The sequence below is a fragment of the Rhodoferax sp. genome (genome assembly GCF_034519335.1).
Taxonomy (GTDB): Bacteria; Pseudomonadota; Gammaproteobacteria; order Burkholderiales; family Burkholderiaceae_C; genus Allorhodoferax.
Window position 1 is genome coordinate 258819 of the sequence record NZ_JAXHOL010000001.1, and the last position, 15665, is coordinate 274483.

General features: G+C 61.0%; 12 protein-coding genes and 1 pseudogene. 11 read left to right on the forward strand and 2 right to left on the reverse strand.

The features are described 5' to 3' along the window. Positions 1 to 165 precede the first annotated feature (165 nt). Positions 166 to 688 (forward strand): annotated as a pseudogene (rraA, locus tag U5O12_RS01275) (ribonuclease E activity regulator RraA). Here the strand turns inward: rraA and U5O12_RS01280 are convergent. After that, on the reverse strand, positions 672 to 1628 hold the full coding sequence (locus U5O12_RS01280) for a DMT family transporter (protein WP_322576886.1): 957 nt from the start codon (positions 1626 to 1628) through the stop codon (positions 672 to 674). The pseudogene rraA and the gene U5O12_RS01280 overlap by 17 nt on opposite strands. Before the next feature lie 126 nt (positions 1629 to 1754). On the opposite strand from U5O12_RS01280, the gene speB reads away from it, so the two are divergent. Together speB and U5O12_RS01290 are read left to right on the forward strand one after the other, a co-directional pair. After that, a complete protein-coding gene (gene speB, locus U5O12_RS01285; RefSeq protein ID WP_322576887.1) occupies positions 1755 to 2675 on the forward strand; it encodes an agmatinase in 921 nt (306 codons plus the stop codon). 9 nt (positions 2676 to 2684) lie between these two features. Beyond that, entirely contained in the window at positions 2685 to 3986 is a 1302-nt protein-coding gene (locus tag U5O12_RS01290; protein ID WP_322576888.1) for an FAD-binding oxidoreductase, read from the forward strand. 20 nt (positions 3987 to 4006) lie between these two features. Here U5O12_RS01290 and U5O12_RS01295 read toward each other — a convergent pair whose 3' ends face one another. Then, positions 4007 to 5494: a PLP-dependent aminotransferase family protein gene (locus U5O12_RS01295; protein ID WP_322576889.1), complete on the reverse strand. Its 1488-nt coding sequence runs from the start codon at positions 5492 to 5494 to the stop codon at positions 4007 to 4009. A 171-nt stretch (positions 5495 to 5665) separates the two neighbouring features. On the opposite strand from U5O12_RS01295, the gene U5O12_RS01300 reads away from it, so the two are divergent. The 8 genes from U5O12_RS01300 to U5O12_RS01335 all read left to right on the forward strand — a co-directional run bounded on the left by U5O12_RS01300 (position 5666) and on the right by U5O12_RS01335 (position 15648). Then, positions 5666 to 7033, forward strand: a complete 1368-nt coding sequence (locus tag U5O12_RS01300) for a glutamine synthetase family protein (protein WP_322576890.1) — start codon at positions 5666 to 5668, stop codon at positions 7031 to 7033. Between the two features lie 26 nt (positions 7034 to 7059). Then, positions 7060 to 8454 (forward strand): aspartate aminotransferase family protein, encoded by a 1395-nt coding sequence (locus U5O12_RS01305; RefSeq protein WP_322576891.1) that lies wholly within the window; start codon positions 7060 to 7062, stop codon positions 8452 to 8454. A 111-nt stretch (positions 8455 to 8565) separates the two neighbouring features. Then, positions 8566 to 9726 (forward strand): extracellular solute-binding protein, encoded by a 1161-nt coding sequence (locus tag U5O12_RS01310; RefSeq protein ID WP_322576892.1) that lies wholly within the window; start codon positions 8566 to 8568, stop codon positions 9724 to 9726. An 87-nt stretch (positions 9727 to 9813) separates the two neighbouring features. Further along, positions 9814 to 10914 (forward strand): ABC transporter ATP-binding protein, encoded by a 1101-nt coding sequence (locus U5O12_RS01315; protein WP_322576893.1) that lies wholly within the window; start codon positions 9814 to 9816, stop codon positions 10912 to 10914. A gap of 8 nt (positions 10915 to 10922) precedes the next feature. Continuing rightward, positions 10923 to 11843, forward strand: coding sequence for an ABC transporter permease (locus tag U5O12_RS01320; RefSeq protein WP_322576894.1), 921 nt, complete (start codon positions 10923 to 10925; stop codon positions 11841 to 11843). Between the two features lie 10 nt (positions 11844 to 11853). Then, complete coding sequence (locus tag U5O12_RS01325; RefSeq protein ID WP_322576895.1) at positions 11854 to 12705, forward strand: ABC transporter permease; 852 nt, start codon at positions 11854 to 11856, stop codon at positions 12703 to 12705. A 45-nt stretch (positions 12706 to 12750) separates the two neighbouring features. Continuing rightward, entirely contained in the window at positions 12751 to 14220 is a 1470-nt protein-coding gene (locus U5O12_RS01330) for an aldehyde dehydrogenase (protein ID WP_322576896.1), read from the forward strand. Positions 14221 to 14319: 99 nt separating this feature from the next. After that, complete coding sequence (locus U5O12_RS01335) at positions 14320 to 15648, forward strand: type III glutamate--ammonia ligase (protein ID WP_322576897.1); 1329 nt, start codon at positions 14320 to 14322, stop codon at positions 15646 to 15648. Positions 15649 to 15665: the final 17 nt, after the last annotated feature.

Sequence of the window (15665 nt, forward strand, 5' to 3'; positions counted from 1 at the left end):
TTCTAGAAGATTGATTAATCACCAGCAAAAAACTGCTTCTTCACTGGTACTGCGGATGCTAATGGCAAAAAAGCACGTTTCCAAGGGAGAAACGGCATTTTTCCCTCTGGGATGTTGTTTTTTTCATTGGAGAATGGCTCTGTATCTTGTTATGGAGCCTCTTTCATGCCGATTGCCTTTGCCACCTGTGATCTCTGTGATGCCTACAAAGCCGATACCAGCGGCGATTTTCGGGTGTTGCCCCCTGTGTTTCGTGATTTTGGTGCCGTGCGCAAATTCGCAGGCCCAGTGGTCACCGTCAAGTGTTTTGAGGACAACACCTTGGTCAAGGCGGCTGTGGATGCGCAGGGCTGGGTGGAAACGCCTGCCGGGCCGGGTGGCGCAGGTTTTGGTGGTGGATGGTGGTGCTTCGCTGCGCAAGGCCTTGCTTGGGGGCAACCTGGGCGCAGCTGCTGCACGCAATGGCTGGGCGGGTGTGGTGATTGACGGCTGTGTGCGTGACACCGCGGAGCTGGCTACGCAGGCGGTCGGCATACGCGCGCTGGCCACCATGCCCATGCCCACCGAGAAACGCAATCAGGGCGAGGTTGGCATCGCAGTGCAAGTGCAGGGCGTGTGGGTACGCCCCGGCGACTGGTTGTACGCGGACGAGGACGGTATCGTGGTTTCGGCTACGGCGCTGGTGTAGCGGCTGTATTGCGCGAGGGCAAGGTGGCTAGCACCACGCCCAAAAGGGCCACGGCAAACGCGAGCAGCTGCATACCGCTGAGGCTTTCGCCCAGCACCAGCACACCCACCAGCGCGGCCGAGATCGGCAGCATGACCGTGAACACTCCAGCGCGGGCGGCCGGCACGGTCTTCAGGCCGGTCATCCACAGCCACACGGTCCACACGCTGGCTGCCAATGCATAAAACACCAGCAACACCCAGGAGCCCGTGGCCACGCCGCCAAAGTCGAAACGCCAGGCGGCATAAACCCCCATCGGTGTCATCAGCACAAAGCCCCAGAGGTTGATGAGCGCAGTAATGCGTTTGGGCGAGAGGGCACCGGTCAGCTTCTTGCCAATCACGGCATAGGCCGCTTCACACAGCACCGCACCAAACACCAGCAGGTTGCCCAGCAGTGCCTTGTTGTGTGCCAAATCGGCCTCTGTACCCGATGGAGATTGCGCGGATGGCTCCTGTTTTGATAGCGCTAGTAGGCCAATACCAACAGCACCACAAGCCACCGCCAGCCAGGTGCGCAGGCCAATGCGCTCGCGCAGAAAGATCCAGCTCATGAGCGCCACCACGGCAGGAATGCTGGCCATGATGACGCCGGCGGACACCGCGCTGGTCATGCTTACGCCAAACAACATGCAGATGGAGAACAGGAAGTTGCCCAGAAGCGACTCGAGAAAAACCAACGCACGGGTGTGTGGCGTCATGGTGGGCTCGTTGGCGGGGCGTTTGAGCCAATGCAACATGGCCAGGCCGCCGATGCCAAAGCGCATCCAGGCGAGCAGAAAAATCGGCAAGGCCGCGACCAGCGGCTTGGACAGAGCCACATAGCTGCCCACCAGCGCCATGCTGAGTGCAAGAAAGAAGTAGGCCAACAGGCGGCTAGGGGCAGCGGTGGAGTGGGGCATGCAGGGCAGGGAGTGGAAACGGCAAGCGTGCAAGCCTACACCATGCGCAGCGCGCCAAGTGGCCCCATCGCAGACATCAATTTGCGTTAATGTGCCAACCATTGTGTTCAATCTACGAGGATCGCCATGGCTATTGGAGAGTTTGCCTACGCCAACAACAGCAACCGCTTTCTCGCGTCTGCACCACTGCAGACGCAGCCGTTTGCGCTGGTGGGTGTGCCCTTTGACGGTGCGGTAACCAACCGCCCCGGTGCGCGATTTGGCCCGCAAGAAATTCGCCGTGCCTCGTTGATGTTGTGCGATGGCTTGCACCCGGTGTTTGGTGTGTCGCCGCTGGAGGTGCTGGGCGACGCCGGTGACCTGCGCCTGCCCAACGCGTGCGCGCTGGCCCAGGTACGCGAGGCCATCCAAGCCCAAGCCGCAGCGCTGATGGCGCGCCACCACTGCGTGTTTCTGGGCGGTGACCACTCTATTACCCTGCCACTCTTGCGCGCATTGCATGCGCAGCACGGGCCGGTCGCACTCATCCACTTTGATGCCCACTGCGACACCTGGGAAGACCATTTTGGCGAGCCCTCAGGCCACGGCACCTGGACCTACGAGGCTCTGCAAGAGGGCTTGGTAGTCCCCCAACAAACGGTGCAGATTGGTTTGCGCTCCAGTGGCACCCGCGCGGCCCGCGAGTATGTGCAGGACCAAGGCGGCTTGATCTTTACAGCGCGCGCCCTGCGTGGCTTCGATGGGGCCGGGCTGCAGGGCGTGGTGCAACAGATCCGGGATCGCATTGGCCAGCAGCCCTGTTACCTGACGCTGGACATTGACTGCCTGGACCCAGCTTTTGCGCCTGGCACGGGTACGCCCGAGCCTGGCGGCATGAGCAGCTCGCAGGTGTTGACGCTGCTGGAAGAGCTGGCAGATTTGAACTTTGTGGGCATGGACTGTGTGGAAGTGGCCCCGGCCTATGACCATGCCGAGTTGACCAGCAACGCGGCCGCCACCTTTGTCTGGACTTACCTCGCCTCCCAAGTTGCCAAGCGCGTTGTCTGAGGGGACCCCATGCTGCTGCAGTCCGACACCCAACTGAACCAAAAGAGTTATTACGAAGCCAGCGTAGAACGGCCTGCTGCCTTGCCGCCTTTGCAAGGCGAGGTGCGCGCCGATGTGCTGGTGGTGGGTGGAGGTTTTGCCGGGCTGTCCTCCGCCATCGCGCTGGCCCAGCGGGGCTACCGGGTGGTGCTGCTGGAGGCGGACCGCGTGTGCAGTGGTGCCTCTGGGCGCAATGGCGGTCAGTTCATTGTGGGCTTGGCCAGTGGGCAGGGCCCGTTTGAAGACCAATTGGGCCTGGCCGCGGCCCGGCAGGTGTGGGACATGTCGCTCGACGCGATTGCCCTGCTGGAGCAACGGGTGCGCCAGTTCGACATTGCCTGCGACCTGCGCAAGGGCTACATCACGGTGGCGGACTCGCCGCGCAAGGCCCGTGCGCTTGAGGCCGAGGTCGACTTGCTGCGCACGCGTTATGGATTTGAGTCGGCGTTGTACACGGGCAGTGAGGTGCCTCAGCACATTGGTAGCACGCGTTACTGTGCGGCGGCGGTGGAAGACACGTCCGGGCATTTGCACCCGCTCAAATACGGCCTGGGTCTCTTGCGCGCGGCGTTGGCATTGGGCGTGCAAGTCTACGAGCACTCGGCGGTGACCCAGTTGCAACGCGGTGAGCCACTGATAGCACGCACTGCGCAAGGCTCGGTCACGGCACGGTTTGGTGTGTTGGCGGGCAATTGCATGCTGCCCGAATATGGTCCTCAGGTAGCGCCTGACATTGCCCCGCGCACCATGCCTGTGGGTACCTACATCATTGGTACCGAGCCCCTGAGCGAGGCGCAATGCCATTCCCTGATTCCTTCGGGCGCCGCGGTGTGCGACAACAACTTTGTCCTCGACTACTTTCGCTGCAGCGCCGACCACCGCATGTTGTTTGGTGGGCGTGTGAGTTACTCCACGCGCACGCCACCTGGCTTGCAGGCGCTGATGGCGCAGCGCATGGCCAGCATCTTCCCTGCGTTGCAGAAGGCCGCTGTGGAGTTTGTCTGGGGGGGCTTTGTCGACATCAGCATGAATCGGGCACCAGATTTTGGACGCCTGGGGGCCAACCTGTATTACCTGCAAGGATTTAGCGGTCACGGTGTGGCGCTGACTGGTCTGGCAGGGCAGTTGGCGGCGGAGGCCATTGCTGGGCAGGCCGAGCGCTTTGATGTGTTTGCCCGTGTGCAGCACCGGCCCTTCCCGGGCGGCGCGTTGTTGCGCACTCCCAGTCTGGTGCTGGGCATGCTGTACCACCAGTTGATGGACCGGTTGTAAGTCAATCGCGCTTTATCGGTCTACGTTTTCTTTCTACTGCGGCTGGCCGCCAGCGCACGCTTGACGGTGTCGGCCAGCACCGGCCCCCAGTGCGCAATGTCTTCCAGCGTGGCGTAGCCATAGCCAATCACCAAACCCTTTGCGTCGCTGCGCTGCAGGCAGTAGGCAGATAACGCGCGTACCGTCATGCCCTGCTGGGCAATGCGCAACGCCAAGGCCTGGTCGTCCATCGTGGTGGGCAGGCGCAGGCACAGGTGCAGGCCCTGCTCGGCACCGCTGATGTGGGCCTGCGGGCCAAGGCAGGGCTGCAGGGCGTCCAGCAGCTGCTGGCGCCGCTGCGCATAGCTGTGGCGTGCCTTGCGCAGCGCGCTGGCAAAGTGGCCCAGCTCAATGAACTCTGCCAGTGCCGCCTGCAGCGGCAGCTGGCCGGGGCGGTTCAGGTCGTAATGCGCTTGGCGAAATGCGCCCGCCAGTGCCTTGGGGACCACCAGATAGCCGAGCTTGAGGCCCGGGTACAGCACTTTGGAGAACGAGCCCAGGTAGAGGACGCGCTCGTCTGGCGACAGGCCCGCCAACGACGACATGGGTGGGCCGCTGAAACGGAATTCGCTGTCGTAGTCGTCTTCCAGAACCCATGCTTGGTGTTTCTGGGCCAGTGCCAGCAACTGCTGGCGCCGCGCCAGCGACATGACCGCACCCGTGGGGTATTGGTGCGACGGTGTGGTGTAGATCAGCCGGGGCGCGTGCCGCTCATCGGCAGCAGTCGGGGCCATGCCATCGGCGTCCACCAGCACACCGTGGGTGCGCAGGCCGTTGGCCATAAAGGCCTTGACTGCGCCCCAGTAGGCCGGGTCTTCCAGCCACACGGTATCGCCATGGTCTGCCAGCATCTGGGCACACAGCTCCAGCGATTGCTGGGTGCCGCTGGTGATGATGACCTGGTCCATGTCCAGCGGCACGCTGCGCGAGATACGCAGGTAGTCGGTCACGGCCCGGCGCAGTGGCGCGTGGCCACCCGAGTAGCAGTAGTCCAGCATGTCGGGGTAACTCATGCGCCAGTGCTTGTTTTGCAGGCGCTGCCACAGCGCCACTGGAAAGGCGCTGAAGTCGGCGACCCCAGGCGTGAAGGGCTGGATCTCCAGCGCGGCCGAGGTGAACTGCGTGGACAGCGCAGTGCCGCGGCGCGAGAGCCGTGCCACTGCATGGGTGGTCCGGCCCGCACGGCCGCGCTGGCTTGGGCTGGGCAGTTGCTCATTCACGTAAGTGCCACTGCCCACCCGGCTAACCAGGTAGCCCTCGGCGCTGAGCTGGTTCAGCGCGGCCATGACTGTATTGCGCGAGAGTTGCAAGTCCTGGGTGAGTTCGCGGCTGGAGGGAAGGCGGTCGCCACCGGCCAGGTGGCCCTGCAGGATGGCCCGGCGCAGGCTCTCGTAAAGCCGCCGGTTCAGGGGTAGGGCAGCTGCCCCCGGGCTGTGGTGCATATCGGTCAAAAGCAGTTCAGACAGCATGGTGTGAATCCATTGAGGTGCAGCAGAGCGATTGAAGTGGCACCATCAGGTTTTATCAAATGGCTCTGTTTTTCAGCCAATTCTGCCGCAGAATGGTTCAACAGCGCGCACTGCTACAGTGGCTCAGGCCCAACAATGACCACCCCAGGGTGCGCCGCAAGGAGATGGAGAATGACTGAAAACAAGACAATGACCTTCAATGACCTGGAGCAATGGCTGAATGAGCGCCGGGTCACCGAGGTGGAGTGCCTGGTGCCTGACTTGACCGGTGTGGCGCGCGGCAAGATTCTGCCGCGCGGCAAGTTCACCGAAGACCGTGGCATGCGCTTGCCCCAGGCCATTGTGGCCATGGGCGTGACCGGTGAATTCCCCGAGAGCGGCCCCTACTACGACGTGGTGGACCCCACTGACAAGGACATGCAGCTGCGCCCCGATCCGTCTTCCGTGCGCATTGTTCCCTGGGCCACCGACCCCACCGCGCAGGTGATCCATGACTGTTTTGACCACGAAGGCAAGCTGGTGCCATTTGCACCGCGCAGCGTGTTGCGCCGGGTCTGCGACCTGTTTGCGGCCGAAGGCCTGCAGCCCATCGTGGCGCCCGAGCTGGAGTTCTATCTCACGGCCCGCAACACCGACCCCAACACCTTGTTGCGCCCCCCGATCGGCCGCAGTGGCCGGGCCGAGACCTCGCGTCAGGCCTACAGCATTGACGCAGTGAACGAGTTTGACCCGTTGTTTGAAGAGATCTACGACTACTCCGACAAGATGGAGCTCAACGTGGACACCTTGATTCACGAGGTGGGCGCGGGCCAGATGGAAATTAACTTCTTCCACAACAAACCCATGGGCCTGGCCGATGAGGTGTTTTTCTTCAAGCGCACCGTACGCGAGGCTGCACTGCGCCACGACATGTATGCCACTTTCATGGCCAAGCCGATTGCCGGTGAGCCCGGCAGCGCCATGCATGTGCACCAGAGCTTGATTGATGTGGCTACGGGCAAGAACGTATTCAGCAACGAAGATGGCACGCCGTCTGAGGCTTTCATGCACTACATCGGTGGCCTGCAGCGCTACATTCCGGCAGCCATGGTGCTGGTGGCGCCCTACGTGAACAGCTACCGTCGCTTGTCGCGCAACACCGCTGCGCCTATCAACATCGAGTGGGGCTACGACAACCGCACCGTGGGCATCCGATCGCCCATCTCTTCGCCCGCCGCCCGCCGCGTGGAAAACCGCGTGATTGGTGCCGATGCCAACCCCTACGTGGCCATGGCCATGACGCTGGCGTGCGGCTACCTGGGATTGAAGAACAAGATCAAGCCCAAGCCAGAAATGCGCGGAGACGCCTACTTGTCGCCCTACGCCTTGCCCCGTAGCCTGGGTGAAGCGCTGGACTGGTTGCGCAAGGAGTCTGACCTGCACGAGGTGCTGGGCAAAGAGTTCATCACCGTGTACTCCGAGATCAAGGAACTCGAATTTGACGAGTTCATGAAAGTGATTTCTCCCTGGGAGCGTGAGCACCTGTTGCTGCACGTGTAAGCCATTCAACCTTCGAGCCGAACGCCATGAACACAGTCGTCGATACCGCACTCATCCAGTCCTTGGACAGCGCGCACTTCTTGCATCCTTTCACCGACTTTAAAGACCTGTCCAGCCGTGGCGCACGTGTCATCACGCGGGCGGAGGGCATTTACGTCTGGGATTCGGAGGGCAAGAAGATCCTGGACGCCATGAGTGGCTTGTGGTGTGTGAACGTGGGTTATGGCCGTAAAGCACTGGCCGACGCGGCCCACCAACAGATGATGGTGTTGCCTTACTACAACAGCTTCTTCCAGACCACCAATGTGCCGGCGGTGCAGCTGGCGGCCAAGCTGGCCAGTCTGGCGCCCACGGTGGGGGACCGCAGCTTCCAGCACGTGTTCTATTCCAGCAGTGGCAGCGAGAGCAATGACTCCAATGTGCGCATGGTGCGCCGTTACTGGGACCTGCTGGGCCAGCCGCAGCGCAAGGTCATCATCAGCCGCCATAACGCTTACCACGGCAGCACCATGGCAGGCGCCTCGTTGGGGGGCATGAGCGGCATGCACGCCCAAGGCGATCTGCCGATTCCCAATATCACGCATATCGAGCAACCTTACTTTTTCGAGAACGGCAAGCCGGGGGAGACTGCTGACGAGTTTGGCGTGCGTGCAGCGGGCTGGTTGGAGGAAAAGATTCTTGCCGTAGGCCCGGACAAGGTGGCTGCCTTCATTGCAGAGCCGGTGCAGGGCGCGGGCGGCGTCATCATCCCGCCCGCCACCTACTGGCCCGAGATCCAGCGCATCGTCGACAAATACGGCATCTTGCTGATCAGCGACGAGGTGATTTGCGCCTTTGGTCGCCTGGGCCATTGGTTTGGCTACGAAAAATTTGGATACAAGCCGGACCTGGTCACCTTTGCCAAGGCGGTGACCAGTGGCTACATCCCCTTGGGCGGCGTGATGGTGGGCAACCGTGTGGCCAAGGTGCTGATCGAGCAGGGCGGAGAGTTCAACCACGGCTACACCTACAGCGGCCACCCCGTGGCCTGCGCGGTGGCACTGGCTAACTTGGACATCATGGAGCAGGAGCAGCTCCCCCAAAAGGTGCATGGCGACATTGGTGCCTACTTTGCCCAGCGGTACGCGGAGCTCAATGACCATCCGCTGGTGGGCTTGGCCGAGACCTGCGGCTTTGTGGGCGGCTTGGTGCTGGTCAAAAACAAAAAGACCAAGGAACGCTTCCAAGAAAACGATGCGGTGGGCATGTTGTGCCGCGGCCATTGCTTTGGCAACGGTTTGATCATGCGTGCCGTGGGTGACCGCATGATCATTGCGCCGCCGCTGGTGATGACCCGCAGCGACATTGACGAGATGATGCGCCTGATCCACCTGGCGTTGGACTTGACACACCGGGACCTCAAAGTGCGTGGATTGGTATAGGGCGACGGATTTGCACTTCTATAATCTTTTTTGGTCTGAAATTTGCTTATTCACACCAAGCCGTTTTGATTGTCTTTAACCCAACTCTCTTTTAGTGGAGACAAATTCGCCATGAAAAAATACCTCTGGTCTTTTGCGCTGACAGCAGTAGCTTTGGCTGCTTGCGGTAAAAAAGAAGAAGCCCCTGCTGCTGCGCCCGCTGCTGCACCGGTGGCCAGCGCGCCAGCCGCGCCAGTGAATACGGAGGAAAAAGTCCTCAACATCTATAACTGGCCCGACTACGTTCCAGAGGGCATGATTGCCGCGTTTGAAAAAGAATCCGGCATCAAGGTGAACTACGACACCTTTGAGACCAATGAAGCATTGCAAGCCAAGCTGGTGGCCGGCAATACCGGCTACGACATCGTCGTGCCCGGCACCGTGTTCGCCAAAGGCCAGATCGAGGGTGGCCTGTTGCAGCCCCTGGACAAGGCCAAGATCCCGAATTTGGCCAACCTGGACCCAGCCATCATGGCGACCCTGACCAAGGCCGATCCCGAGAACAAGCATCTGGTGCCTTGGGCCTGGGGGTTCACCACCGTCGGCATCAACAAAACCAAAGTGACCAAGGCTTTGGGCAGCATGCCCATGCCCGAGAACGCCTGGGACCTGGTGTTTGATCCCAAATACACGGCCAAGCTGAAGTCCTGCGGCATCGCCTATCTGGATTCGCCCACTGAAATCATGCCCGTGGCGCTGCATTACGTGGGCAAAGATGCGTATTCCAACAACCCCGACGACTACAAGGTGGCGTCTGCCATGTTGGCCAAGGTGCGCAAGGATGTGCGTCTGTTCAGCTCCACCATGATCGACGACATCGCAGGTGGAAAAGCCTGCGTGGCGGTGGGCTGGTCTGGTGACATCAACATCGCCGCGGGCCGCGCCAAAGAAAATGGCTCTAAGGACGAAATCGAATCGATGCTGCCCAGCACTGGCGCCTTGATCTTCTTTGACACCATGGCCATCACCAAGGATGCCAAGCATCCCAACAATGCGGCTGCGTTCATCGACTTTTACCTGCGTGCCGAAAACGCTGCTTTGATGTCCAACGAAATGAGTTACCCCACAGGTAACAAGGCCGCCATCGACAAGATCAAGCCAGAAATCGCGGGCAACAAGACCATTTTTGTGGAGTCCGATTACTTCTCCAAGATGATTCCACCGAGCAGCTTCAGCAACGAAGCGCGTGAAGCATTGGCGACCGCCTACAACACTTTCAAAAAAGGTAAGTAAAAAATTGGCTTGATGCCAGTCGGGGCTGTTTGTACGCAGGTATAAACAGCCCTTTTTATTGTTTGCAACCAATGCAAAGGCTCTGAAATGACAGTGCAATCCGGAAAACCAGGTTACCTGGTGACAGAGAAGCTGGTGAAGCGTTTTGACGAAGCCACCGCTGTGGATGAGGTGTCCTTGTCTATCGCGCAGGGTGAAATTTTTGCGCTGCTGGGCAGTTCAGGGTGCGGCAAGTCCACGCTGTTGCGTATGTTGGCGGGGTTTGAGTCGCCCACTTCGGGCCGGATTTTGCTGGGCGGACAGGACGTGGCCAAGCTCGCTCCTTATGACCGGCCCATCAACATGATGTTCCAGAGCTATGCGCTGTTTCCGCACCTGGATATCTGGGAGAACGTTGCCTTTGGCCTCAAGCGCGAAGGCTTGCCTAAAGACGAGATCAAGCAGCGTGTGGGTGAAATGCTGGACTTGGTGCAACTCGGCACGTATGCCAAACGCAAGCCGCACCAGCTCTCTGGCGGACAACAGCAACGCGTGGCGCTGGCCCGTAGCCTGGCCAAGCGCCCCAAGCTGTTGTTGCTGGACGAACCGCTGGGCGCATTGGACAAGAAGCTGCGCGAACAGACGCAGTTTGAGTTGGTCAACATCATCGAAAAAGTGGGCGTGACCTGTGTGATGGTGACCCATGACCAAGAAGAGGCCATGACCATGGCCGGCCGGATCGCCGTGATGAGCAAGGGCCGTGTGCAGCAAGTGGGCTCACCCGAAGAGGTGTACGAACACCCGGCCAACCGCTTCGTGGCCGACTTCATTGGCAATGTGAATATTTTTGAAGGCCGCCTGAGCATCGACGAACACGATCGCTGCGCTGCGGTGACTGGTATCGGGGAGATCCATGTGGGTCACGGTGTCAGCGGTACGTTGAACATGCCGGTGGGCATTGCGGTGCGACCCGAGAAAATCGAGATCAGCAAGGTGCGCCCTGAAGTGGGGGTGAACCTGTTCACCGGCAAGGTCAAGGAGATTGCCTACTTCGGCTCCTACAACACCTACATCGTGGTGGCCACTGACGGCACCAAGGTGAAGATCACTGAGGCCAACACCTCACGCCAGGAGCTCAGCGACATCACCTGGGAAGACAATGTGTACTTCTGGTGGGGTGACCGTTCCGCCATCGTGTTGCGCGATTGAGGCACACCATGGCACAACTCTCTCTTCCCATGCCAGGTCGTCGCCTGGTCATTGGCGTACCTTACGCTTGGCTGGTGGTGTTCTTTCTGCTGCCCTTTCTGATCCTGCTCTACATCAGCTTTGTGGACATGGGCAGCGATATCCACCCCTTCAAACCAATTTGGGACAGCACCACCGGACTGCTCAAACTCAAGTACGAAAACTACTGGTCCATCTTCCGCAGCAGTGAAGACGGGGCCTTGTTCCAGACCATTTACATCGAAGCCTATTTGCGCTCCATCTGGTATGCCTTGTGCACTGCGGTGCTGTGTCTGTTGATTGGCTACCCGTTTGCCTATTTCATCGCCCGCTCGGCCCCCAGTGCGCGCCCGGCACTGTTGATGATGGTGATGTTGCCGTTCTGGACGTCTTTCCTGTTGCGCGTCTATGCCTGGAAGGGCATTTTGGCGGACCAAGGCGTGGTCAACCAGGTGCTGATGGCGCTGGGCTTGATCAGCGAACCGATCCAGATGCTGTACACCAATGTGTCCATGCTGGTGGGTATGACCTATGTGTACCTGCCCTTCATGGTGCTGCCGCTGTACGCCAACCTGGTCAAGATGGATTTCCGTCTGCTGGAAGCCGCCTACGACCTGGGCACTACACCGTTCAAGGCCTTCTGGCTGGTGACGGTGCCGCTGTCCAAGGCCGGTATTGTGGCGGGCTTCATGCTGGTGTTCATTCCTGCGGTGGGCGAGTTCGTGATTCCCTCGCTGCTGGGCGGGCCGGAGAACATCATGATCGGTCGCGTCGTGTGGGACGAAATGTTCACCAGCAACAACTGGCCCCGCGCCACCGCACTGGCGGTGGTGATGATTGCGCTCATCATCGTGCCGCTGGCCGTTTACTACCACTACACCGGCGATAAAGAGTCGTCCGGCAAGGCATGAAGGGCAGGCCATGAAACCCTGGATTGAAAAACACTTTGGCAAGGGCTGGATGGCCTTGGTCTACCTGTTCCTGTACATGCCGCTGATATTCATGGTGGTGTTCTCGTTCAACAGCACCCGCCAGGACGCGAACTTCACCGGCTTCTCGCTGCGCTGGTACGAGGCGCTGACGCGCGACACCAAGATCGTCGAAGGCTTCTGGCTGTCTATCCAGGTGGCGACGATTACTGGTGTGTTGTCAGCCGTGCTGGGCACCTTTGCGGCCTTTGTGTTGGTGCGCTATCGCCGCTTTTTGGGGCGAACGGTGTTTTCTGGCATGGTGAATGCACCGCTGGTCATGCCTGAGGTGGTGATTGGCCTGTCGCTGCTGCTGCTGATGGTGGGCGCACAAAACCTCATGGGTTGGCCGGAGCGCGGTATGTTGACCATTATTTTGGGCCACACGCTGTTGGGCATGGCCTACGGCATGGTGGTGGTGCAGTCGCGCTTGCTGGAGGTGAACCGCTCGCTCGAAGAAGCCGCCATGGACTTGGGCGCCAAGCCCTATGAGGTGTTCTTTCTGGTGACCCTGCCCAATATCGCGCAGGGCATTCTGGCAGCCGTCCTGTTGTCGTTCACTCTGTCGTTTGACGATGTGGTGATTTCGGAATTCCTCTCCGGTCCTGGTGTTAGCACCTTGCCGCAGGTCATCTTCAGCTACGCACGCCGCGGCATCAACCCGACCATTTATGCGGCCGCCACGCTACTCATCTTCACGGTGACCATCGTCATCATCAGCTACAGCGTGTGGGTGGCGCGGCAGACGCGCAAGCGCGAGCGCGAAATCGCCGCCGCCACCCGGGCCGAAAGCGCCCCGCGCTGACAACCCGCCGCCCCGCTGCGGGCGGCCAACAAGAACGAGGACGACATGAGCCAACTGCAGTTTGACGGGCGTGCCGTGATTGGCGGCCAGCGCGTGGCCGCCCTGAGTGGCGCGACTTTCCAGAGCATTTCGCCGGTAGACGGGCGGGTGCTGACCGAGGTCGCGCAGTGCGGTGCAGCGGACATTGACCGTGCAGTGGCTGCTGCCCGTGCCGCCTTTGACGACAAGCGCTGGCGTGGCCTGCCGCCTGCGCAGCGCAAGCGCGTCATGGTCAAGTTTGCCGACCTGCTGTTGGAAAACGCAGATGCCTTGGCCCTGACCGAAACGTTGGACATGGGCAAGCCCGTAAAGTACGCACGGGCCGTGGACGTGAACAGCGCAGCCAACTGCATCCGCTGGTACGGCGAGGCGGTGGACAAGGTCTACGACGAAATTGCCCCCACGGCTGACACGGCGCTGGCCCTGATCACCCGCGAACCCGTGGGTGTGGTGGGCGTGGTGGTGCCCTGGAACTACCCCATGATCATGGCTGCCTGGAAGATTGCGCCGGCGCTGGCCGTGGGCAACAGTGTGGTGCTCAAGCCCAGCGAAAAATCGCCGCTCACCGCGCTGCGTCTTGCGGATTTAGCGCTGGAAGCCGGCATTCCCGACGGCGTGTTCAACGTGGTACCAGGCTTTGGCCCCGAGGCTGGCTCGCCGCTGGCGCTGCACATGGACGTGGACTGCATTGCCTTCACTGGCTCTACGCGCGTGGGCAAGCAGATCCACGTGATGGCTGGGCAGAGCAACCTCAAGCGCGCCTGGACCGAGCTGGGCGGCAAGTCGCCCAACATCGTGTTTGCCGATTGCCCAAACCTCGACAAGGCGGTAGAGGCGGCCGTGGGCAGCATCTTCTTCAACCAGGGCGAAAGCTGCAATGCACCTTCGCGCCTGTATGTGCAGGACAGCATCAAGGAAAAATTCCTGGAGAAGGCGCTGGCACTGTTGCCCGCCTATGCGCCGGCCAACCCCACCTTGCCCGACACCGTGATGGGCGCGCTGGTGGACACCACACAGATGAGCACCGTGTTGCGCTACATCGAAAGCGGCAAGGCCGAGGGCGCCAAGCTGCTGGCCGGTGGCGAGCAGGTGCTGCAGTCCACGGGCGGTTGTTATGTGCAGCCCACGGTGTTTGACGGTGTACGTGGCGACATGACGATTGCGCGTGAAGAAATTTTCGGACCCGTGCTGTCGGTCTTGTCGTTCAGCGACACGGCCGAGGTGGTGCGCATGGCCAACGCCAGTGTTTATGGCCTGCAGGCCGGTGTTTGGACCAGTGACCTCAACAAGGCGCACGGCGTGGCACGCGCGCTGCGTGCTGGCACGGTGCATGTGAACCAGTACGATGAAGACGACATCACGGTGCCGTTTGGCGGCTACAAGCAGAGTGGGGTGGGGCGCGACAAGTCCCTGCACGCTTTCGACAAGTACACCGAGACCAAGACCACCTGGGTGCGCATCGACAGCCCCGTGTGAGTCCTGTGCCCAGGCCGCAGCAGCGGCTAGGATGGTGGTCGATTACTCCTTATTTGATAGCTGCTCGCGCATATTCCACGGGGGCTAGAGGCCAATTACATGCATAACTACACCGAAACCATCCGTTCCTTGCAAGCGCAGGGTGTGCATTCCGTGCTCACCCAGTTTTGCGACCTGCATGGCGTGGCCAAGGGCAAACTGGTGCCACTGGAGAAGTTGCAAGAGTGGGTGGAGGTAGGCGCGGGCTTTGCCGGCCCCAGCATCTGGGGCACGGGGCTGCCGCGTATGGGCCCGCGCAGCGAGTACTACGGGCGGGTGCAGCCTGAGTCTTTGCAGCCGCTGCCTTTCATGCCCGGCGTGGCGCGAGCGGTGTGCGATGGGTTTGCCGGTGGCGAGGCGCTGGACACCTGTTCGCGCCAGGTGCTCAAAGCGGCCGTGGCGCAGCTGGAGGCACGTGGCTGGCGCATGTGGGTGGGCATCGAGCCGGAGTTCTTTTTGCTGCGCCAGGTGAATGGCGTCTGGCAGGTGGCCGACGGGCAGGACCAACTGGACAAGCCTTCGTACGACCTCAAGTCCATCCACCGTAACGCGGCCTATCTGGAAGACATGCGCAGCACGCTGGTGCAGCTGGGCTTTGAGCTGCAGCAGATCGACCACGAAGATGCATGCGGCCAATACGAAATCAACTATCGCTTTGACCACGCACTGGCCGCAGCCGACCGCTACATGCTGTTCAAGCTGGCCGCCCATGCGGTGGCTGAGCGCCACGGCATGGTCTTCAGCGCCATGCCCAAACCGCTGGCGCACGCGCCGGGTAGTGGGCTGCATTTCCATATCAGCATCACCGATGCCGAGGGGCGCGCGGTGTTTGCCGATGCCCAGGGTGACTTGGGCCTGAGCCCTGCGGGCCACCAGTTTGCCGCCGGCCTGCTGCACCATGCCGATGCGCTGGCTGCGTTGTGCGCCCCCACGGTCAACAGCTACAAGCGTCTGGCTTCCAGTGACAGCGCGTCGGGCACCACCTGGTCGCCGGTATGGAAGGCCTATGGCGACAACAACCGGACTTGCTTGGTACGGGTGGTCGATGGGCGACTGGAGTGGCGCCTGCCCGATCCCTCATGCAATGTATATGCCGCCATTGCTGCTACCTTGGTGGCGGGCCTGCAGGGCATAGATCGGGGGCTTGCTCCGCCAGCACCCGTGGCTGACGATCTGTACCAGCGCGCCCAGGCTGGGCAGGCCTTGCCACCTGCACTGCCCGCGGACCTGCGCGCGGCGCTGCAGGCGCTGGAGCAGGACACGGTGTTGCGCCGTGGCGTGGGCGAAGCCTTTTGTGCGCAGTTCCTGCAGCTCAAGCGAGACGAGTGTGCTGCTTACAGCCAGCACATTAGCCCTTGGGAGATGGCGCGCTACGCGCAGGCTTTCTGATCCTGTTCTGGCGTAGT